This window comes from Kosakonia sp. SOY2 (assembly GCF_027109175.1).
Classification (GTDB): Bacteria; Pseudomonadota; Gammaproteobacteria; order Enterobacterales; family Enterobacteriaceae; genus Kosakonia.
In genome coordinates this window covers 177,300-195,437 of record NZ_JAPVXH010000005.1, presented here as the reverse complement: position 1 = coordinate 195,437, position 18,138 = coordinate 177,300, and the positions used below count along the sequence as shown (strand labels likewise).

Sequence of the window (18,138 nt, the reverse complement as noted above, 5' to 3'; positions counted from 1 at the left end):
CGATTGCGCCATTTGCAAGATAATCTGTCGGTATTGGTTTTATTAACAAACGATCAGCGCAGCAGGTGCAGCCTCTCCCCTGACGGGAAGAGGCATTTATGCGGAGAATTACAGGATTTCCAGCAGTTCCACTTCAAATACCAGCGTGCTGAACGGCGGAATAGACGCGCCAGCGCCGCGCTCGCCGTACGCGAGGTTGTGCGGAATAGTCAGTTCCCATTTGGAACCCACCGGCATCAGCGTCAGGGCTTCGATCCAGCCAGCAATCACGCCGTTAACCGGGAATTCAGCCGGTTCGCCGCGCGCAACGGAGCTGTCGAACACGCTGCCATCAATCAGTTTACCGGTGTAGTGCACACGTACACGGTCGGTACGCGCCGGGATAGCGCCTTCGCCCTGGGTAATAACGCGGAATTGCAGACCGGATTCGGTGCTGTTCACGCCTTCACGCTCGCGGTTCTCTTCCAGATATTTCACGCCTTCCGCCGCCATCTCTTCGAAACGGGAACGACGCACAGCGTCGGCACGCTCGTGAATTTCACGCAGCGCACGATGTACAACATCTACCGGAACAGCGGGTTGTTTGCCTTCCAGTGCATCAGCGATGCCTGCGACCAGCGCTTCCGGTAACAGCCCCTCTAACCCGGATTCGCTCAGCTGCTGTCCTACCTGCAAACCAATGCCGTAGCTGGCTTGCGCTTCGATCGTGTCAAAAGTTGGGGTTGTCATGGGTTTTCCTTTCATCGCTTTTTAAGGTAGCGCGCAGCATAACAGCCGCGCTGCACCGGGTAAAACTTTGTCGCAGGAAAGATGACAAATCGCAGGGAAAGGGAAAGAATACAGCAAGTAAGATTTATCCCGAATTGCGGTCACAAAATGCAGCTTTTTGTCGACTTTCAGGCAGTTAAAAACGGCGTACGCCGCGGTGGCGGGATAAAGTGTATATACTCAACGAGACAGGACATTAAATGACGCGGAGCAGGAGGAAAGCCATGCCCGGGCGATTTGAACTGAAACCTACCCTGGTGAAAATCTGGCAAGCCCCGGACCATTTTCGCCTGATGGATCCGCTCCCGCCATTGCACCGTCGCGGCCTGATCCTCGCGGCTTTGCTGGTGGTTATCGGTTTTCTGTTACCGTCAACTGACGACAGCAACCGCTCCACTACGCCATCCGGTGCTCGCGAAGCGCAACTCAATCTTCCTGCCTCTTCACAGCCGCAACCTTCCACAGCGGAACCCACACCGCCGCAGGTGGTGAGTGAGCCGCAGCAGACCGCGCCGAGCGCGGAAGAATCAATGCAGCAGCAACAAGCCGTAGAGCAACAGCAACCGGTGCAGCAACCGCGTCAGCATGTAGCGCAGAACACGCTGCCCTCTTCCAGCGGCATCGAGCAGCAGTGGCGCGCTTACCGTGTTGAAGAGGGGAAAACGCTGGCGCAACTGTTCCGCGATCACAACCTGCCGCCAACCGATGTCTATGCGATGGCCAAAGTGGAAGGTGACGGTAAACCGCTGAGCACCCTGCAAAGCGGCCAGATGGTGAAAATTCGCCAGAACGCTAACGGCGTAGTAACCGGGCTGACCATCGAAACCGGCGGCCAGCCGGTGCTGTTTACCCGCCAGCCGGACGGCAGCTTTATCCGCGCACGTTAAGCCACTATGCCGGGTACCTGTTACCCGGCTCGTTTATTGACCCACCAGATCCCTGAGCAGACCAGTACCAGCGCGACCGCGTATTTGATATCAAGAATATTTTCACCGAGGAAAATGGCGGAGAGCACCGTACCGGCAACCGGTATCACGAAATTGAACGGCGCGATCATGCTGACGCGGTTCACTTTCAGCAGCATGCTCCACAGCGCAAAAGCCACCGCAGACAGCAGCGTAAGATAACCGAGGATCGCGACCGCGCTGAGGCTATGCACTTCCAGCGTTCCCCCCGACAGATAGCCGCCAATCAGCAGCGCAATGCCGCCGATAGCCAACTGCCAGCCGGTCATCACCGTGGGATCTACTGTCTGGGAAATACGTTTGCCATACAGCGTGGCGGCAGAAAGGATAAACGCCGCCAGCACAATGAAACCGTCGCCGTTCCAGATAAAAACAAAGTCACGCATACCGCTGTGGAAGTTCACCAGCATGACGCCGGCAAAGCCCAGAATACAGCCGAGGCTTTTGTTGTAGCTGAGCTTGTCGTTTTGATAGATAAAGTGCGCCAACAGCACGCTGAAGAAGGTGCCGGTCGCATTCATGATCGACCCGTTTACGCCGGTAGTATAAGCAAGACCAATATAGAAGAAGGTGTATTGCAGGGTCGTTTGCGTTAACCCGAGCACCGTCAGTTGCCCAAACTGCGTAGCCGATAACCTGCCAATCGGTTTGCGCTGCGCCAGGGCGAACAGCAGCAGCAATACCCCTGCAAACAGGAAACGGTAACCGGCAAATACCACCTTTGACGGGATATCGTCGGTGGCGATGTGAAAGAGTTCGTAGCCGTTTTTAATGGCCGGGTAGGAGCTACCCCAGAGCAGACAACAGAGCGTGGCGCAGGCGTAAGCCACATTGCGGCGGGCAAAAACGGACGCGGGCAGAGCGGTTTCCATGACAAATCTCAAAGATAAAATTGCGTTTCAATTATTACCTGAGGATGCGTCAGAATGCGAGATTAAACAAGCCACAATGGCCTGTTCTGCGAGGCCTGAAAAGCAAAACGCCGGCACAAGGCCGGCGTTTCATTCCCAGTCGTATTTCGTGTTGCAGATGCGTTGGCTGCATTCGTTCATCTCAGGAACTTAGTTATCTAAGTTCCTGGAGATTCACTTACTTGCCGCCTGCCTGCAAGCCCGAACTACTTAGGGGCATTGCTGTGAGTAACGAATTACTCAGCAACAACGTTTACAGTCAGTTTAGCGAATACTTCGCTGTGAACCTGGAAGTCCACTTCGTGCTCACCAACAGTACGCAGAACGCCGTTCGGCAGGCGAACTTCGCTCTTCGCAACTTTCACGCCAGCTGCAGTTACAGCGTCAGCGATGTCGCGAGTACCGATGGAACCGAACAGTTTACCTTCGTCGCCAGATTTAGACGCGATGGTAACAGAGCCCAGTGCGTTGATGCTTTCAGCGCGAGCGTTAGCAGCCGCCAGAACGTCAGCCAGTTTGGCTTCCAGTTCAGCGCGACGTGCTTCGAAATACTCAACGTTTTTCTTGGTAGCCGGAACAGCTTTACCCTGCGGTACCAGGAAGTTACGAGCGTAGCCCGCTTTAACGTTAACCTGATCACCCAGGCTACCCAGGTTTGCTACTTTATCAAGCAGAATAACTTGCATTACCTTATCCTCTCAAAGTCGTATTAATGGACCGTGACCGATTACTGATGACGATCAGTGTACGGCAGCAGGGACAGGTAGCGAGCGCGTTTGATAGCGCGTGCCAGCTGGCGCTGATATTTTGCACGGGTACCGGTGATACGGCTCGGGACAATCTTACCGCTTTCGGTGATGTAGTTTTTCAGCGTAGCGATATCTTTATAGTCGATCTCTTGAACGCCTTCCGCGGTGAAACGGCAGAACTTGCGACGACGGAAATAACGTGCCATTTGGCTAGTCTCCAGAATCTATCAATTCAATCTGCTCGGCATGCAGAACCATTTTGCTCAAGCCGTTCTTTGCCTTGTGGCAACTGATGAACCCCTGAACAGTTACTGCGCTGCCGACCGTTATACTGTGAGTAATGGCCTGGTTCTCCTGCCCGCTGATTATTACAGGCATTTGGCACCACGCCTGCCGGTGGAAACCGGCTTCCTCCTGCACAGAACGGTGCTCAAGCACGAACTGGCAGTGAGGAATTCCTGACGGGCTGACCTTACGAAGCGGCGCCCTGCACACTGTGCCGGACAACACCAGGCGGTTGGCCATCAGTAATTACTCTTCAGAATCCCCAGCATCTGCATCATCTGCGGTTTCGTTAGCGAAATCATCGCGACGCTCACGGCGCTCGTCTTTCGCTTTAACCATCGGAGATGCTTCGGTAACAGCGTGTTTAGTACGCATAACCATGCTGCGAATAACGGCATCGTTGAAGCGGAAGTTTGTTTCCAGCTCATCGATCACTTCCTGCGGAGCTTCAACGTTCATCAGAACGTAGTGTGCTTTGTGCAGTTTGTTGATCGGGTAAGCCAGCTGACGGCGGCCCCAGTCTTCCAGACGGTGGATCGTACCTTCTGCTGCAGTGATTGCACCAGTGTAACGTTCGATCATGCCCGGAACCTGTTCGCTCTGGTCAGGATGGACCATAAAAACGATTTCGTAATGACGCATCGAATTGCTCCTTACGGATTATTCAGCCTCCTGTCTGGGTCAGCCGAATCCCGGGGAGGCAAGGAACGTGTTAAAGGTCGGCTGAAAAATTGACGCGTCATAATACTGATGTCCCCTGCCAAACTCAAGGCAATTGCACAAATAATTCGCACTAAGCGCAAAGAGAAGCGCGCCTGGCGAATTAAAATTAAGCACAACGCATTACGGCAATTTTTTGAACGACAGCATCAGAAATGGTCGCGATACCTTTTTGGGCTGACGCGTACACTTTAAACAGGCCTCAAACATAAGGAGGAGAGATGTTAAAAAACTAAAAAACGACGTTTTATCGGAGCATAACATCATGAAATACATCGCAATATTATTAACAACCTTGCTGCTTAGCGCCAATGCCGCAGCGGCAATTAAACTCAACAACCAGCAAGCCCGCAACATGGATGATGTGCACAGCTTAGGCGTTATCTATATCAATCATAACTTCGCTACTGAGCATGAAGCTGACGAGGCGCTCAATGACGAGGCCGACGCCCACAGCGCCAAATATTACCGTGCAGAGCTCACTCATGAGCCAGGGAGCAACGGCAACCTGCACGCCAGCGCGTTTATCTACCGCTAATTATACCTTTTACAGGCCAGTCCCTCTTGCATTTGCGGCCCCGCATTGGGGCCGCTCACCGACGTGAGAATTCTTTTTTTATCCCCCTTATCAACCCCCTTTCCGGCAGGTTTAATAGCGTTTTGGCTGCGGTGATGAAAAGTTGCGGGGAAAGCAATGTTCAAGCGGTTTTCAACGTTAGGTCGCATACCTGCAGGCGTCTGGGTATTAGGCGGCGTCAGTATGTTGATGGATATCTCCTCGGAGATGATCCACAGCTTGCTGCCGCTGTTTATGGCCACGACGCTCGGCACAAGCGTCGTGATTATTGGCCTGATTGAAGGGCTGGCGGAAGCCACCGCGCTGATGATTAAAGTCTTTTCCGGCATGTTCAGCGACTACATCGGCAAACGCAAAGGGCTGGCGCTGCTGGGTTATGGCATGGGCGCATTAAGCAAGCCGCTGTTTGCGCTGGCCTCAACGTCCGGCCTGGTGTTCGGCGCACGCATGATGGATCGGCTTGGCAAAGGTATTCGCGGGGCGCCGCGCGATGCGCTGGTTGCCGATGTCACCCCGACGGAAATCCGCGGCGCGGCGTTTGGGTTGCGCCAGTCGCTGGACACCGTTGGCGCGTTCCTCGGGCCATTGCTGGCGGTCGCATTGATGCTGTTGTGGAATGACGACTTTCAGGCCGTATTCTGGATCGCGGTGATCCCCGGAGTGCTGGCGGTCGCGCTGTTATTCTTTGGCCTGCACGAACCGAAAACCCCCATCACCCATAAGCGCACCAATCCCATTCGCCGCGAAAATCTCAAACGGTTAAGCCGTGCTTACTGGTGGGTGGTGGCGCTCGGTTTTATCTTTACCCTCGCCCGCTTTAGCGAAGCATTTTTGGTGCTGCGCGCCCAGCAGCTGGAGATCCCGCTGGCGACCATTCCGCTGGTGATGGTCGCCATGAACCTGGTCTACTCGGTCACCGCCTATCCGTTTGGCAAACTGTCAGACCGCATCAGCCACAGCCGGTTACTACAGCTGGGTCTGGTGGTACTGATCTTCGCGGATATGGCGCTGGCGCTCAGCCAGCACTGGAGCACATTGCTGCTCGGTGTCGCACTGTGGGGTGTGCATATGGGCATGACGCAAGGCTTGCTCGCGACCATGGTTGCCGATACCGCGCCAGCGGAACTGCGCGGCACGGCGTTTGGCATGTTCAATTTACTCAGCGGTGTTGCGCTGCTGCTGGCAAGCCTCGGTGCCGGCGTTTTGTGGGAAACCCACGGTGCGGCGTCAACCTTCTGGGCGGGAGCCATCATCTGTGTGCTCGCGCTGGTGGTTATGCGCTTGCGCCGAACGGCTTAAAGATAACGGCTAAAAAAGTCCGTTGTTGCACTCAGCGCTTGCGGGGTAATACGGTGCGTTACCCCGGCTTCCCACTGGTAAGTGAGATTGGTGTCCAGCCCCTGTTCCTGCAATGCTTGCTGTAAACGGAAAGATTCCGCTGCTGGCACCACATCATCCTGCTCACCGTGCCACAGCAGCAGCGGGCGATCGGCGATACGCGCCAGTTGCGTACTGACGTCCCACTGTGAGAGTGGATCAATAATCACGTTGAATTCATATTGCTGTTCCGGCGTGGTCACGACCAGCGGCGGGAAAAGCGTACGCGCAAGCGTGGTGAAATAGCCGGAGCCCATCAGGCTTGCGACGCAGCGCACTTCCGGGTGTTGGGTCATAATGCCCAGCGCAGTCATCCCGCCCATTGACGCACCACCGATCGCCAGCCGCCGGTTATCAATCAATTCAAGGCGCTCCAGCGCGTCGCGCAGCGCGGCGAACTCTTCAATATTGCCACGCAGAATTTGCCAGAACCGGTGCAAACGCCGCTCAACATCGCCGCTAAAGCGCGCACCATGATCCGGCGCATCCGGCATCACCACGCGGAAACCGGCTTGCGCCAGCGCCACGGCAAAGTAGCTGTAGACCAGCTTTGATGAGGTGAAACCGTGATAAAACACGACACAAGGCAGCGGTTCGCCGCGTTTTCCCGCCGGGAAGGCATGCAGAGTTTCGATACCTGCAAATTGTTCAACCTGAAGTTCAATCATTACTCCCTCCTTGATCTATAGTGCTGGTATGCCACTGGCGACAGGGTGGCGCAAGTCAGATTTCGCATGAGCATCTGACGACGTTGAGAGATAGCTTACGCTTTCAAAACACTTTCATTCGAAATTAGTGCTCGGGATAACATTTCGGGAACATTCCCCCAAACGGAAATTCACCAGGAACTACACTATGGCAATCAGGAGAGATGAGAAAACCATGCGTGCTTTACCGTGCTTACTGTTCGCCTTGTTATTAAGCGGCTGCGCAGTGCTGGAAGGTAAGCCGCAATCTGCACCGCCGGTTAGCGACCATCCGCAGGAAATCCGCCGTAATCAAACGCAGGATCTCCGCGAGATTGGTGCCGTTAGCGTAACGGTACTGGGTTCTCCCATGGACGTGGAAGACGCAATCAAAGCCAAAGCCGTGGCCGCCGGCGCCAATTATTACGTCATCATCATGATGGATGACACCATAATTCCTGGTCGTTGGTTCGGACGCGCCCTGCTGTATAAACAGTAGCGAGGCGTTGATTTTCAGGACATTTACATTGCTTTGCGTCCATTGATGTTCTCCTGTGCACAATAGGATTTTTCGAATCCGTTGCGCGAAAGGAAGCCCTGCACACTATCGGGGTAACGTAAAATGGAGCTGACTATGAAACGATCTCTTGCTTTAAACTCACTGTTGCTTTCTACCGGTTTGCTAAATACAACAGCGCAGCCTGCAGAGTTCGCCAGCGCTGACTGCGTGACGGGATTAAACGAAATCGGTCTTATCTCCGTCAATAATGTCTCAGGGAGCCTACAGGACGTTGAGCGGGTTATCGCGTTAAAAGCAGATGAACAGGGCGCCTCCTGGTATCGCATTGTGCGAATGCAGGAAGATCAACAAGTTGACAACTGGCGAGTGCAGGCCATTTTGTACGCCTGAGCCGTCGTAAAAAGCCACCTAAATCTGGTGGCTTTTTTATGCCCCTACAATCATTAAGATTATGTTATTGTAAGGATACATCGATGTAACATTTTGTTACATTGACAAACTAAATGTTATCGCAATTGTGCCGTTGAAGGAGCCTCATACACAGAACAACGGACAAATTATGAGCGCCTTTTTTCGCCGCACCGGCCTCGGTGCAAAATTGTCACTTCTGACTGGCGCAAGCGTTGCAACGCTTTTCCTCTTATTCACTTTTCTGATGAGCAATAAAGCCAGCCAACAGCTGGAAACGCTGGCCATGGAAGACCTGCATAGCCAGTCTACCGGGGTGGTGGATATGGTTGAAATGTTCAACAGTAGTCTCAGTGATGAGGTGGAGAGCTACACGCGCTTGTTCAGCAGTTTTCTGCCACAGCCGCTCGCGGTTGATTCACAGCAGCGCCGCGAGATTAACGGTATCGATGTGCCGCTCTTCAAAGGCGGCGATACTGAACTGCATAACAACAACGCTATCCCGGACGATTTCCTCAACCGAACCAGCGCCATCGCGACGCTATTCGTGCGCAGCGGTGACGACTTTGTGCGTGTCGCAACATCACTGCGCAAAGAGAACGGCGATCGCGCCATCGGCACAAAGCTGGATAAAGCCAGCCCGGCTTTTGCGCCGGTAATGAAAGGTGAAGTCTATCGCGGTCTGGCGCTGCTGTTTGGCAAACGCTATATCACCCAATACCAACCGGTGAAAGACGCCAGCGGCAACACCATTGCCATTCTGTTTGTTGGCGTTGATATCTCCCGTTCGTGGGAGGTGATGCGCAATAAGATCCTCGGTCGTAAGCTGGGTGAAAGCGGCCATTTCTTCGTGCTTGATCGCAACCAGGGCAAGAATTACGGCAACTATCTGTTCCACGATACCGACGAAGGCAAACGCCCGCAGTGGGATGAAAAAGATCTGCAAACCTTGCTGACAAACAGCAGCGGTACGCTGGCGCGCCAGAGCGCAGACGGCCGCACATTGCTGATGTCCTACACCGTGCTGCCCGGCTGGAACTGGACAGTGGTTGGCGAAGTCGACAAAGCCGTACTGCTGCGCGATGTCACCACCATGCGTAACCAGTTCCTGCTGGCTGGTATCGTGGTTTCCCTGCTGTTTGCCGCGCTGTTTGTGGTGATTATTCGCCGCTGGCTCAGCCGCCCGCTGCGTAATGTTATCGAACTCGCTCAGCAGTATTCGGCAGGCGATTTGCGCGCCACCCTGGTGGTGGATCGCCACGATGAAGTCGGGCAGTTGATCGAAGCCATTAACGGCATTGGCGACGGGCTGCACAAGATTGTGTTGCAGGTGCGCGAATCCGCCGCCGAAATTAACCTCGGCACCAACGCGCTGGCCGCCGACAGCGGCGAAATCAGCGAGCAGATCAACAAGCAAGCCAGCAGCGTGGAAGAGACCTCCGCCAGCATGGAGCAGCTTGCCGCCACCGTGCAGCAAAACGCCGCCAACATGGAACAAACGCAAAGCCTGGTGAATGAAACCACCGACGCGGTGCAAAAAGGCGGGAAAACCGTCGATCACTCCGTGGCGACAATGGAAGACATTCGCGCAGCATCACAGCGCATTGCCGACATTACCCATGTGATTGAATCCATCGCTTTCCAGACCAATATCCTGGCGCTCAACGCCGCGGTAGAAGCCGCGCGCGCAGGGGAACATGGTAAAGGTTTCGCCGTAGTTGCCCAGGAAGTTCGCGCCCTGGCGGCGCGCAGCGCCAACGCGGTGAAAGAGATTGAAGCGCTGATTGGTGACACGCTGAAAAAGGTGAGCGAAGGACATTCCCAGTCAGAAGCCACACGTGTTGCCATGCAATCGATCATCAGCCACATGGATCAGATCAACCAGCTGGTGCATGAAATTAACCATGCCTCCCACGAGCAATCAGCGGGCATCAACCAGGTTAACCTGGCGATGACGCACATCGGCGACGCCACGCACGTCAACGCCGGGCGCGTTTCGCAAAGCGAGGAGACGGCCCGTACGTTGCGGGAAAAAGGCGCGCACCTGAGCGAGCTGGTAAGCCTGTTCCGCCTGAAGATGGATTAATTTGCCGCCCCCGTGGCGCGTAGCAGCAGGTCATTTTGCACCTGCTCGCCAATCGGCGACGTGCCACGGGTATCCAGCATCATCTGGCACCACGCCTGCGCGATCGGCGGCGATGCGTGGCGCAGCATTTGCGCTCCTGTTCCCAGCCGCCAAAGCAGTTGCGTTATCTCCCTTCCCTGCGCTTCATCCGGTCTGCGTAGCCGCTGCTGAAGCTGTCGCCATGCGCGATCAAAATGGCGATCCTGCCCTTTCACCGTCGCAAAATCGTCACTGAGCAAATCCACTATCCCCGGCTGTTTACCCAGCACGCGCAGCACATCCAGGCACATGACGTTGCCGGAACCTTCCCAGATGCTATTGACCGGCATTTCGCGATACAAGCGCGGTAACTCGCTCTCCTCGCAATAGCCGATACCGCCAAGCACTTCCATCGCTTCGGCGACAAACGGGATCCCGCCCTTACAGACCGCAAATTTCGCCACCGGAGTAAACAGACGCGCAAAGAGCGCGTCTTGCTCATTGCGGCGGCTGTCCCATGCGCGGGCGAGGCGAAACAGCATAGTGGTTTGCCCCTCCAGTTCCAGCGCCATCCTGCTCAGCACATGACGCATCAGCGGCTGATCGACCAGGTTTTTACCAAACGCCTGACGCCGGTGTGCGTGATAGAGCGCCACCGAAAAGGCGCGGCGCATCAGCCCATGGCTTCCCAGCGCGCAATCAAAGCGCGTCAGCCCACCCATTTTGAGGATCTGCCGCACGCCGTCGCCCTCTTCGCCAAGCAGCCAGCCGCTGGCATCGCAAAACTCCGCTTCGCTACTGGCATTGGAACGGTTGCCGAGTTTCTCTTTCAGACGCTCAAGCCGCACGCCGTTACGCTGACCGCCAGGCAGAAAGCGCGGTACAAAAAAGCAGGAGAGCCCGCCTTTGGCCTGTGCCAGCACCAGATGTGCATCACTTTGCGGTACGGAAAAGAACCATTTATGTCCCACCAGCCGGTATTCATCCCCGCTTTTTTCCGCTCGGGTGGTATTGCTCAGTACATCCGTTCCGCCCTGTTTTTCGGTCATTCCCATACCAATCAGCAGGCCGCGTTTCTGGTTGCCCGGCGCTAAATGAGGATCGTAACGGTCGCTCAACAGCGGTTTTAACCAGTCATGAAAAGGCATCGGCAAGGCCTGTTGCAGCAGCGGCGTGGCCGCGAAAGTCATGGTGATGGGGCACAAGGTGCCGGATTCAACCTGGGCGTGCAGCACAAACCGCGCCGCCCGCGCGACAAAAGAACCGACGCGCGCCTCCTCTTCCCAGGCCAGGTTATGCACCCGGTTGGCGCACAGCCCCTGCATCAACAGATGCCACGCCGGGTGAAAACGGACATCATCCAGCCGCTCGCCGGTGGTGTCATAACGCAGCAGCTCCGGGGGATTGGCGTTGGCTAATCTTCCCAGCTCCAGCGATTCCGCCGCGCCCAATTGTTGGCCAATGCTGGCGAGCAGCTCGGCGTCCCACGCCGCGCCTTCGCGCATCACCGCCTCGCACAAAGGGCGATCGGAAAGAAAAAGGTTGCTGTTTTTTAACGGAATGGGTTGGTTAAAAACGGTATGCGTCTGCCAGTGCATCGTGTCTCCCTCCTTCAATGGCAATGAAGATAAGTATGGACAGCCCGCGCTAACGCTGCATGGGAGTAGGCTCACAAGGCCGCAATTTGACGGTAATCATTCGTGAAACGGCTCACACAATATAAGAATAATATATTTCACGAATGCGATTACTGATGAATAATTTATTCTCACCTTGCCAAAGAGAATCCTGATGCCAGCTTCCCAACACGCACCGAATGCGCATAAACGCGCTTTGATTGCCGGCTCGATCGGCAACTTTATCGAGTGGTACGAATTCGCGGTCTACGGCTTTCTCGCCACCGTAATTGCGAAAAACTTCTTTCAACTCTCGGGCGAAACAGGTCTCACCAGTCTGATCCTGACTTATGCCTCCTTTGCCGTCGCCTTTTTCTTCCGCCCACTGGGTGCAATGGTGTTCGGGCGTATCGGTGACCGGATTGGCCGCAAGCCGACGCTGATTATCGTGCTGGTGATGATGACACTCGCTACCGCCGCAATTGGTCTTGTCCCGGTGTATGCCAGCATTGGCATCGCCGCGCCGCTCATTATTACCGGTTTGCGCATTTTGCAGGGGCTGTTTGCCGGGGGCGAATACGGTGGCGCGGTATCGCTAATGACGGAGTTCGCGCCGCGCGGCAAACGCGGGCTGTATGGCGCATGGCAATCTTTTACCGTGGCGCTGGGGCTGCTGGCAGGTGCCGGTATTGTCGCGCTGCTTTCCGTGTTGCTGACGCCAGAGGCGTTGCATGACTGGGGCTGGCGCATCCCCTTTTTCCTTGCGCTACCGATGGGCGTTGTCGCGCTGTGGTTGCGGGTGAGCATGGAGGAGACGCCAAGTTTTGTGCAACAGCAGGCGCATCCTGTTACCGAACGCGCCCGGCTGAGCGACACGTTCAAAGCCATCATCATGGGGATCGGCCGGGTGATGGTGTGGTCCGCCGCTGGTTATACCTACCTTGTGATCATGCCTGCGTATTTACAGTCGGCGCTGCATACCGGCTTTAACCAGGCGCTGCTGATTGCGGTGATATCCAATATTGGCTTTGCGGTGACGATCATTCCCTCCGGCATCCTGAGCGATCGCATCGGGCGTCGTACGGTGATGGTGATTGCCACCGCGCTGCTGCTGATCCTGGCGCTACCGCTGCTGAAAATCCTGCAGGCGGAATCAAGCACGCTGGCGATAAAAGCCGTGGTGGTACTGGTAGCGGGCGGTCTGGTCGGTATGCTGGCAGGACCTGGCCCGGCGATGCTTGCGGAGATGTTTCCAACCCGCGTGCGTTATACCGGGCTGGGTCTGGCGTATTCGCTGTCGAACGCGCTGTTTTCCGGCTGCGCGGGGTTAATCATCACCGGTCTTATCAAAGAGACAGGAAATGTCGATATCCCGGCCTATTACGTGATGGCAACGGCGTTAGTCAGCATTGTGGCGCTGATGACGCTCAAAAAAGATGACCATTTGCGCTCGCTTGAGGAGTAACGTTCGTTGCCCGGCCGCGTTGCGCTTGCCGGGCGGTGCATTACCCGGCGATGTAGTGCGGTACAAACCGCGAGGTATCTTTGGTAATCAAGGTGCAATCTTCGCGGATGCCCATGCCGACCGCTTCATCGTCTACCACCCAACTGCCAATCAGCGTGTAGCTGTCGCCAAAGCGCGGCAGCGGCTGAAAAGCCTGGTAGATCATCGGTTCTTCGCCGTAATCGCCCTCTTCATGGTCAATCACGTTGTGCGCCCCGTCGAAAAGGGTGACATTGCCCCCTTCGCGGGAAAACAGCGGCTTGCGCACGTAGCTGGCACCCGCCGCGATTTGCGGCTTTTCCCCATCAAACCAGGCGGGCAGCAGGTTCGGATGATGGGGGAAGAAACGCCACAGCAGCGGCAGTAGCCCCTTATTGCTGAGCACGCTTTTCCACAACGGTTCCAGCCACCGCTCGCGGCGTTTACACAACAAGGGGCCGTTTTCGTCGCGCATCATCCACTCAAGCGGATAGAGCTTAAACGCCTGGCGAATGACATTATCATCCAGATCCGTCAATACACCGCCCAGCCCCAGCCCAACGTCTTCGATATAAATAAACCGCGTATCGAGTCCGGCCTGGCGGGCGCAATCCTCCAGGTAGAGCACCGTGCCGCGATCTTCCTCGGTTCCTTTGCAGCAGCAAAAATAGAGCGGATGACGACTCTGGATCTCGGCGAAACGGGCAATCAACTTGTCCTGAATCGCGTTGTACTGATCGGCATCGCGTGGGAGCGTACCGTTACGCCGCGCATCCTCCATCCACAGCCACTGGAAGTAGGCGGATTCGTACAGCGAGGTTGGCGTATCAGCGTTATATTCCAGCAACTTCACCGGGTCTTTGCCGCACCAGACAAAATCCATTCGCCCGTAGAGCGACGGATCGCGGTTGCGCCAGCTTGCGGCAATCGCATCCCAGTACAACGGCGGGATCGCCAGTTGGCGAAGGATCGCCTCGTCCGCCACGGCGCGATCCACTACCTCAAGGCACATTTGATGCAGTTCGGCGGTCGGCTTTTCAATCTGCTCTTCAATCTGGCGCAGCGTAAAACGGTAAGCACGGCTCTCATCCCAGTAAACTTCGTTATCAATGATATGGAAGTCAAAGCCGTGGTCGCGGGCGATCCGCTCAAGATCCGGGCGCACAGCAACATCATGACGCAGCATCGTTAGCCTCCCCAGCTTCCGCGCGCGCTGGAAGAGCGCCCGAAACCGCCACGTGATGAAGTGGTCGCCTTTTTGGTGGTGTAACCGTAATGGTTGCTCGCGCTGCTGCTCCCACCGGAGCGCCAGCTGTAATCTCCGTCGCGGTTGCGCCACACCGGGCGGGAAGCGTAGTAACTGCCGCCGCTGCTGTAGCTGTATTGCTCATCACGGTCTTTGCGCACGGCCTGGCTTAACAGAAAACCGCTGAGCACTGGCATCCAGCGCTGGCCAATATTGTCGTAGTAGCAATTATCGTATTGCTGCACGCAATACGGCTGCGACATATTGCGCGGGATCTCTTGCTCGAAGTTCATGCGCGCATTGTTCCACGCATCGTTACACACCTGCGCAGCGTTACCGTCGTCAACGCAATCCTGCTGCGAGGTGTAATAAACCCCGTCACCGTCGTTATCGTCTTTATGATCGTTGCAGCTTTTTAAAGCAAAAAAGGCGGCGCCGCCCATAATCGCCAGCGTCAGGTATTGCCCGCTTTTACGCTCTTTCGGCTGGGTGAAAATGGGCCGCTGGGCGCGGCTCTGCGCAGGCGAAAGAATAGGGTTTCTTTGCCGATTTGATCGCTTTCTGGCCATGATGTTCCATTACCACGTCATGCAGGCGGCATTAAAAATCCCACCCGCCAGTGCCGCCGCACCCATAAATAACCCGGCGGCAGTATTGCTGTTAATTATTTTGTCGCTCAGTTTCGGCATATACAGACGTACACCGCCGTAAACAAGTAACTGCACCACCAGCGCAATAACCCCCCAGATTAAATAATCCGGAATACTCACCGAGTTAATCGCCGCGCTGGAAAGCGGAATAATATAGCCCAGCAGAGAACCACTAAACGCTAACGATGCGGCGACATTATTCTCTTTAATTAATCGCCATTCATCGTGCGGGGTAATGCGCGTATAAACGAAAAGAAAACAGAGCACCATCGCAATGCCAATAAAAAAATAAGAGCAAAACGCCAGCAGCGATCCGAGAATATGCATATCTACTCCCAAAATTAACCAATGACCTTTAATGATGTCAGCGGAATATCCACGCCCAGCGCGCGCGAGTAGATCCACTCCGGCTGGTTTTGCGCATTAAAGGTCTCTTCGCCGTTTAACAGCAAATATTCGAACACGTCAGCGGTGACTTCGCGCTGGTACGCCATCATAAAGTTGTGCACTTCCCAGCTTGCGCCAGCGTGGTTATTGACGGTTTCCAGCGTATAGACCGGTTCGATATCGCCCCGCTCTTCCGCGTTAAACACGCGCTGCCACTGGCAATCCCGCCAGCGGAGCACGGGTTTGCCCATCGCGTTTGCGCTCAGCATATCGCGCCAGGCTTTTTCGCCGGAAACCCCCGCGCTCTCTTCATACACAAACAGTTTGATGTCATCGATATTGTGCGTTTCCAGACCGCCCGAAGTGCTGATTTGCAGGAACTCATCGCCCGTTGTGTAGTAGCGATGAATCATGCATCCGGCGCCGAGATCGAACGACCCGCACGCGCCAATGGTGTACTCTTCGCCGGGAAGCTGAACCAGCAAATCCTCTTCGCACAGGCGAAACAGCAGCGTATCAATGGTGAAACCCGCGTGCAGATGCAACCCAAGCGGACCTCTTACCGGGGCCGCCGCATCAGGCCGCCCCAGCAGGTTTTTCAGAAAAGAGAGCATCACGGTTTCTGTTGCTGTTGCAGACGCGCCAGCACATCCTGCGCCGAAGTTTTATCGCTGCCGCCAATACCGGCCTGCGCCAGTTTTTCGTCGAGATCGCGTCCGTCAGCCACTTTTTCAAGCTGCGTTGCCGCATCCAGTCGGGCCTGGCGTTCAGCCTGACGTGCCTGCAGGCGTTTCAGGGACTCTGCCGCCGTGGCCACATTGTTGGACGCGCCCACGGTGGAGGTAGTGACAGCCTGTTGCGCGCGCTGCATCGCATCGGTGGCTTTAATCACTTCCAGTTGCTGCTCAAACTGCTCAATACGTTGCGCCGTGGCGGTTACCGCTTTTTCAACGGCATCGCGCGACGTTTCAAGATTCGCCAGCACTTGTTCTTCCGCCGCAATGGTATTTTCCAGACGGGCGATTTCGCTGGCGACTTCATTCAGCAAACCGGCATCCACATTTTTCGCCATCGCTTCCAGCGCGCGGGCTTCAAGGCTGGCTTTGCGCTCACGCAAATCGTTGAGTTTGTCGTTGCTCAACTTAACGCGCGCCAGCAGGTCGACGCGGGATTTACCCGCTTTATCCAGCTCAGCGCGCGCGTCGCGAATGTGTTGCTCCAGCATGCGCACGCCCTGCGTCTCTTCAATCGACTCTTCCGCCTGAGCAATAAAGGATTTACCCAGCGTAAACAGGCTTTTTAAAATTCCCATACAACCACTCCCTGACAATGTTATTGGGTAAAATCATCGGTTAGTTCAGCAAGATCCAGCGCGTTTTGCGCAAGTGTGGAGATTTCCAGCAGGATATCGTCGAGCGAGGAGTTAAGCGACAGCGCGCCGAAGGCGACATAATACTCTTCCCCGCCGACAGGCGAGATGCCAACGGACGATAAAGGTAAAAGTTTTTGATTGCGCAGCAGGAAGGCGTTAAAAGCGTCCTGTTGTTTAATTTCACTTAAAGGACAAATATAGGTTTCAATAATTATCTGCCGGGAAGTGAGCAACAGATTTAATTGCAAATCGCCGTAGTCATCCAGTTTAATAATTAACGCATCAGCTTCGTGTTGGATATTTAACGTAAGCGTCGATGATTGCAATAATGCCGCGCCAAGTGTCTCTACAGTCCATGCCATCATTTATACCCTGATTATTCCATCGCAATAAAAGTAAAAAGAGAAAATATCTGCCGGCAAATTCTACCAGTGTTCTGGGCAAAAAAAACCACCCGAATAAGGGTGGTTTTACCGTGCGCTGGAAGTTTAAAGCGCGCGCTGGCGCACCGCTTCAAACAAGCAGATGCCGGTGGCGACTGAGACGTTGAGCGACGACACGCTGCCCGCCATCGGAATGCTGATCAGCTCATCACAGTGCTCACGCGTCAGGCGGCGCATACCTTCACCTTCCGCGCCCATTACCAGCGCCATGCGCCCGGTCATTTTGCTCTGGAACAGGGTGTGATCGGCTTCGCCCGCTGTGCCGACAATCCAGATATTCTCTTCCTGCAACAGGCGCATGGTGCGCGCCAGGTTGGTCACGCGGATCAACGGTACGCTCTCTGCCGCGCCGCAGGCGACTTTTTTTGCCGTGGCATTCAGCTGCGCGGATTTGTCCTTCGGCACGATCACCGCATGCACACCCGCCGCGTCTGCGCTACGCAAACAGGCCCCCAGGTTGTGCGGATCGGTGACGCCATCGAGGATCAAAAAGAAGGGTTGCTCGAGGCTGGCGATCAGATCCGGCAGATCGTTTTCCTGGTACTGACGCCCCGGTTTCACGCGTGCAATGATCCCCTGGTGCACCGCGCCTTCGCTTTTTTCATCCAGATACTGGCGGTTCGCCACCTGGATCACCACGCCCTGCGCTTCCAGCGCGTGGATCAGCGGCAGCAGACGTTTGTCCTCGCGGCCTTTCAGAATAAACACTTCCTGAAAACGCTCCGGGGCGCGCTCCAGCAGGGCCTGCACCGCATGGATGCCGTAAATCATTTCACTCATTGATGGTACTCATTTGGGGCGGTTTCGCCGCGTTATGTGGGCCGTGACACTCATCACTTGCGCTCATTATAACCGACACGCGCCGCAGAAA

The 18,138-nt window shown here is 55.3% G+C and carries 22 protein-coding genes; 7 read left to right on the top strand and 15 right to left on the bottom strand.

Translation table 11 applies throughout. From position 1 onward, the window contains the following. Positions 1 to 108 precede the first annotated feature (108 nt). Positions 109 to 729 carry an FKBP-type peptidyl-prolyl cis-trans isomerase gene (gene fklB / locus O3S68_RS21060; protein WP_020456255.1) on the bottom strand — a complete coding sequence of 207 codons (621 nt, stop codon included), beginning with the start codon at positions 727 to 729 and terminating at the stop codon, positions 109 to 111. Between the two features lie 263 nt (positions 730 to 992). Between fklB and O3S68_RS21055 the strand changes: the two genes are divergently transcribed. After that, a complete protein-coding gene (locus tag O3S68_RS21055) occupies positions 993 to 1,655 on the top strand; it encodes a LysM-like peptidoglycan-binding domain-containing protein (protein ID WP_269232394.1) in 663 nt (220 codons plus the stop codon). A gap of 20 nt (positions 1,656 to 1,675) precedes the next feature. Here O3S68_RS21055 and O3S68_RS21050 read toward each other — a convergent pair whose 3' ends face one another. From O3S68_RS21050 to rpsF, 5 genes are all read right to left on the bottom strand, one after another. Beyond that, the gene (locus O3S68_RS21050; RefSeq protein WP_269232393.1) at positions 1,676 to 2,605 is read right to left on the bottom strand and encodes a DMT family transporter; all 930 of its coding nucleotides are present in this window, start codon (positions 2,603 to 2,605) and stop codon (positions 1,676 to 1,678) included. Between the two features lie 275 nt (positions 2,606 to 2,880). Then, positions 2,881 to 3,330, bottom strand: coding sequence for a 50S ribosomal protein L9 (gene rplI, locus O3S68_RS21045; protein ID WP_017459146.1), 450 nt, complete (start codon positions 3,328 to 3,330; stop codon positions 2,881 to 2,883). A gap of 41 nt (positions 3,331 to 3,371) precedes the next feature. After that, the gene (gene rpsR, locus O3S68_RS21040; RefSeq protein ID WP_000135199.1) at positions 3,372 to 3,599 is read right to left on the bottom strand and encodes a 30S ribosomal protein S18; all 228 of its coding nucleotides are present in this window, start codon (positions 3,597 to 3,599) and stop codon (positions 3,372 to 3,374) included. Between the two features lie 4 nt (positions 3,600 to 3,603). Beyond that, a complete protein-coding gene (gene priB / locus O3S68_RS21035; protein ID WP_017459147.1) occupies positions 3,604 to 3,918 on the bottom strand; it encodes a primosomal replication protein N in 315 nt (104 codons plus the stop codon). A 6-nt stretch (positions 3,919 to 3,924) separates the two neighbouring features. After that, positions 3,925 to 4,320, bottom strand: a complete 396-nt coding sequence (rpsF, locus tag O3S68_RS21030; protein WP_020456251.1) for a 30S ribosomal protein S6 — start codon at positions 4,318 to 4,320, stop codon at positions 3,925 to 3,927. A gap of 343 nt (positions 4,321 to 4,663) precedes the next feature. Here rpsF and yjfY point away from each other — a divergent pair, with 343 nt between their 5' ends. Continuing rightward, the gene (yjfY, locus tag O3S68_RS21025; RefSeq protein WP_045513716.1) at positions 4,664 to 4,936 is read left to right on the top strand and encodes a DUF1471 family protein YjfY; all 273 of its coding nucleotides are present in this window, start codon (positions 4,664 to 4,666) and stop codon (positions 4,934 to 4,936) included. A 156-nt stretch (positions 4,937 to 5,092) separates the two neighbouring features. Beyond that, positions 5,093 to 6,274, top strand: a complete 1,182-nt coding sequence (locus tag O3S68_RS21020; protein ID WP_045513718.1) for an MFS transporter — start codon at positions 5,093 to 5,095, stop codon at positions 6,272 to 6,274. Here the strand turns inward: O3S68_RS21020 and yjfP are convergent. Then, positions 6,271 to 7,020, bottom strand: a complete 750-nt coding sequence (gene yjfP, locus O3S68_RS21015) for an esterase (protein ID WP_269232392.1) — start codon at positions 7,018 to 7,020, stop codon at positions 6,271 to 6,273. The two genes, O3S68_RS21020 and yjfP, sit on opposite strands and share 4 nt — an antisense overlap. 187 nt (positions 7,021 to 7,207) lie before the next feature. On the opposite strand from yjfP, the gene bsmA reads away from it, so the two are divergent. The 3 genes from bsmA to O3S68_RS21000 all read left to right on the top strand — a co-directional run bounded on the left by bsmA (position 7,208) and on the right by O3S68_RS21000 (position 10,052). Then, positions 7,208 to 7,537 (top strand): biofilm peroxide resistance protein BsmA, encoded by a 330-nt coding sequence (gene bsmA, locus O3S68_RS21010; protein ID WP_044489546.1) that lies wholly within the window; start codon positions 7,208 to 7,210, stop codon positions 7,535 to 7,537. Between the two features lie 123 nt (positions 7,538 to 7,660). Further along, a complete protein-coding gene (gene yjfN / locus O3S68_RS21005) occupies positions 7,661 to 7,948 on the top strand; it encodes a DUF1471 family protease activator YjfN (protein ID WP_020456246.1) in 288 nt (95 codons plus the stop codon). Positions 7,949 to 8,117: 169 nt separating this feature from the next. Continuing rightward, on the top strand, positions 8,118 to 10,052 hold the full coding sequence (locus tag O3S68_RS21000; protein WP_160271307.1) for a methyl-accepting chemotaxis protein: 1,935 nt from the start codon (positions 8,118 to 8,120) through the stop codon (positions 10,050 to 10,052). Here O3S68_RS21000 and O3S68_RS20995 read toward each other — a convergent pair. Next, a complete protein-coding gene (locus tag O3S68_RS20995; protein ID WP_269232391.1) occupies positions 10,049 to 11,668 on the bottom strand; it encodes an isovaleryl-CoA dehydrogenase in 1,620 nt (539 codons plus the stop codon). The two genes, O3S68_RS21000 and O3S68_RS20995, sit on opposite strands and share 4 nt — an antisense overlap. 193 nt (positions 11,669 to 11,861) lie before the next feature. On the opposite strand from O3S68_RS20995, the gene O3S68_RS20990 reads away from it, so the two are divergent. Beyond that, positions 11,862 to 13,151, top strand: a complete 1,290-nt coding sequence (locus O3S68_RS20990) for an MFS transporter (RefSeq protein ID WP_269232390.1) — start codon at positions 11,862 to 11,864, stop codon at positions 13,149 to 13,151. Between the two features lie 40 nt (positions 13,152 to 13,191). On the opposite strand, the gene O3S68_RS20985 is transcribed toward O3S68_RS20990, so the two are convergent. From O3S68_RS20985 to rlmB, 7 genes are all read right to left on the bottom strand, one after another. Next, positions 13,192 to 14,355 carry a glutathionylspermidine synthase family protein gene (locus O3S68_RS20985; protein WP_160271310.1) on the bottom strand — a complete coding sequence of 388 codons (1,164 nt, stop codon included), beginning with the start codon at positions 14,353 to 14,355 and terminating at the stop codon, positions 13,192 to 13,194. Between the two features lie 2 nt (positions 14,356 to 14,357). Continuing rightward, positions 14,358 to 14,984: a DUF1190 domain-containing protein gene (locus tag O3S68_RS20980; RefSeq protein WP_269232389.1), complete on the bottom strand. Its 627-nt coding sequence runs from the start codon at positions 14,982 to 14,984 to the stop codon at positions 14,358 to 14,360. Between the two features lie 9 nt (positions 14,985 to 14,993). Next, positions 14,994 to 15,392: a DUF350 domain-containing protein gene (locus O3S68_RS20975; RefSeq protein WP_020456240.1), complete on the bottom strand. Its 399-nt coding sequence runs from the start codon at positions 15,390 to 15,392 to the stop codon at positions 14,994 to 14,996. A 14-nt stretch (positions 15,393 to 15,406) separates the two neighbouring features. Then, a complete protein-coding gene (locus O3S68_RS20970) occupies positions 15,407 to 16,066 on the bottom strand; it encodes a DUF2491 family protein (protein ID WP_020456239.1) in 660 nt (219 codons plus the stop codon). Beyond that, positions 16,066 to 16,764: a PspA/IM30 family protein gene (locus O3S68_RS20965; protein WP_020456238.1), complete on the bottom strand. Its 699-nt coding sequence runs from the start codon at positions 16,762 to 16,764 to the stop codon at positions 16,066 to 16,068. Before O3S68_RS20965 ends, O3S68_RS20970 begins: the two co-directional genes overlap by 1 nt. A gap of 20 nt (positions 16,765 to 16,784) precedes the next feature. Beyond that, a complete protein-coding gene (locus O3S68_RS20960) occupies positions 16,785 to 17,186 on the bottom strand; it encodes a YjfI family protein (RefSeq protein WP_045513726.1) in 402 nt (133 codons plus the stop codon). A 126-nt stretch (positions 17,187 to 17,312) separates the two neighbouring features. Next, positions 17,313 to 18,047, bottom strand: a complete 735-nt coding sequence (gene rlmB, locus O3S68_RS20955; protein WP_045513728.1) for a 23S rRNA (guanosine(2251)-2'-O)-methyltransferase RlmB — start codon at positions 18,045 to 18,047, stop codon at positions 17,313 to 17,315. Between the last annotated feature and the right edge of the window lie 91 nt (positions 18,048 to 18,138).

Bases quoted from the DNA above. Each gene is read 5' to 3' on its own strand.
- fklB (WP_020456255.1), bottom strand. From the start codon at position 729: ATGACAACCCCAACTTTTGACACGATCGAAGCGCAAGCCAGCTACGGC.
- O3S68_RS21055 (WP_269232394.1), top strand. From the start codon at position 993: ATGCCCGGGCGATTTGAACTGAAACCTACCCTGGTGAAAATCTGGCAA.
- O3S68_RS21050 (WP_269232393.1), bottom strand. From the start codon at position 2,605: ATGGAAACCGCTCTGCCCGCGTCCGTTTTTGCCCGCCGCAATGTGGCT.
- rplI (WP_017459146.1), bottom strand. From the start codon at position 3,330: ATGCAAGTTATTCTGCTTGATAAAGTAGCAAACCTGGGTAGCCTGGGT.
- rpsR (WP_000135199.1), bottom strand. From the start codon at position 3,599: ATGGCACGTTATTTCCGTCGTCGCAAGTTCTGCCGTTTCACCGCGGAA.
- priB (WP_017459147.1), bottom strand. From the start codon at position 3,918: ATGGCCAACCGCCTGGTGTTGTCCGGCACAGTGTGCAGGGCGCCGCTT.
- rpsF (WP_020456251.1), bottom strand. From the start codon at position 4,320: ATGCGTCATTACGAAATCGTTTTTATGGTCCATCCTGACCAGAGCGAA.
- yjfY (WP_045513716.1), top strand. From the start codon at position 4,664: ATGAAATACATCGCAATATTATTAACAACCTTGCTGCTTAGCGCCAAT.
- O3S68_RS21020 (WP_045513718.1), top strand. From the start codon at position 5,093: ATGTTCAAGCGGTTTTCAACGTTAGGTCGCATACCTGCAGGCGTCTGG.
- yjfP (WP_269232392.1), bottom strand. From the start codon at position 7,020: ATGATTGAACTTCAGGTTGAACAATTTGCAGGTATCGAAACTCTGCAT.
- bsmA (WP_044489546.1), top strand. From the start codon at position 7,208: ATGGCAATCAGGAGAGATGAGAAAACCATGCGTGCTTTACCGTGCTTA.
- yjfN (WP_020456246.1), top strand. From the start codon at position 7,661: ATGGAGCTGACTATGAAACGATCTCTTGCTTTAAACTCACTGTTGCTT.
- O3S68_RS21000 (WP_160271307.1), top strand. From the start codon at position 8,118: ATGAGCGCCTTTTTTCGCCGCACCGGCCTCGGTGCAAAATTGTCACTT.
- O3S68_RS20995 (WP_269232391.1), bottom strand. From the start codon at position 11,668: ATGCACTGGCAGACGCATACCGTTTTTAACCAACCCATTCCGTTAAAA.
- O3S68_RS20990 (WP_269232390.1), top strand. From the start codon at position 11,862: ATGCCAGCTTCCCAACACGCACCGAATGCGCATAAACGCGCTTTGATT.
- O3S68_RS20985 (WP_160271310.1), bottom strand. From the start codon at position 14,355: ATGCTGCGTCATGATGTTGCTGTGCGCCCGGATCTTGAGCGGATCGCC.
- O3S68_RS20980 (WP_269232389.1), bottom strand. From the start codon at position 14,984: ATGGCCAGAAAGCGATCAAATCGGCAAAGAAACCCTATTCTTTCGCCT.
- O3S68_RS20975 (WP_020456240.1), bottom strand. From the start codon at position 15,392: ATGCATATTCTCGGATCGCTGCTGGCGTTTTGCTCTTATTTTTTTATT.
- O3S68_RS20970 (WP_020456239.1), bottom strand. From the start codon at position 16,066: ATGCTCTCTTTTCTGAAAAACCTGCTGGGGCGGCCTGATGCGGCGGCC.
- O3S68_RS20965 (WP_020456238.1), bottom strand. From the start codon at position 16,764: ATGGGAATTTTAAAAAGCCTGTTTACGCTGGGTAAATCCTTTATTGCT.
- O3S68_RS20960 (WP_045513726.1), bottom strand. From the start codon at position 17,186: ATGGCATGGACTGTAGAGACACTTGGCGCGGCATTATTGCAATCATCG.
- rlmB (WP_045513728.1), bottom strand. From the start codon at position 18,047: ATGAGTGAAATGATTTACGGCATCCATGCGGTGCAGGCCCTGCTGGAG.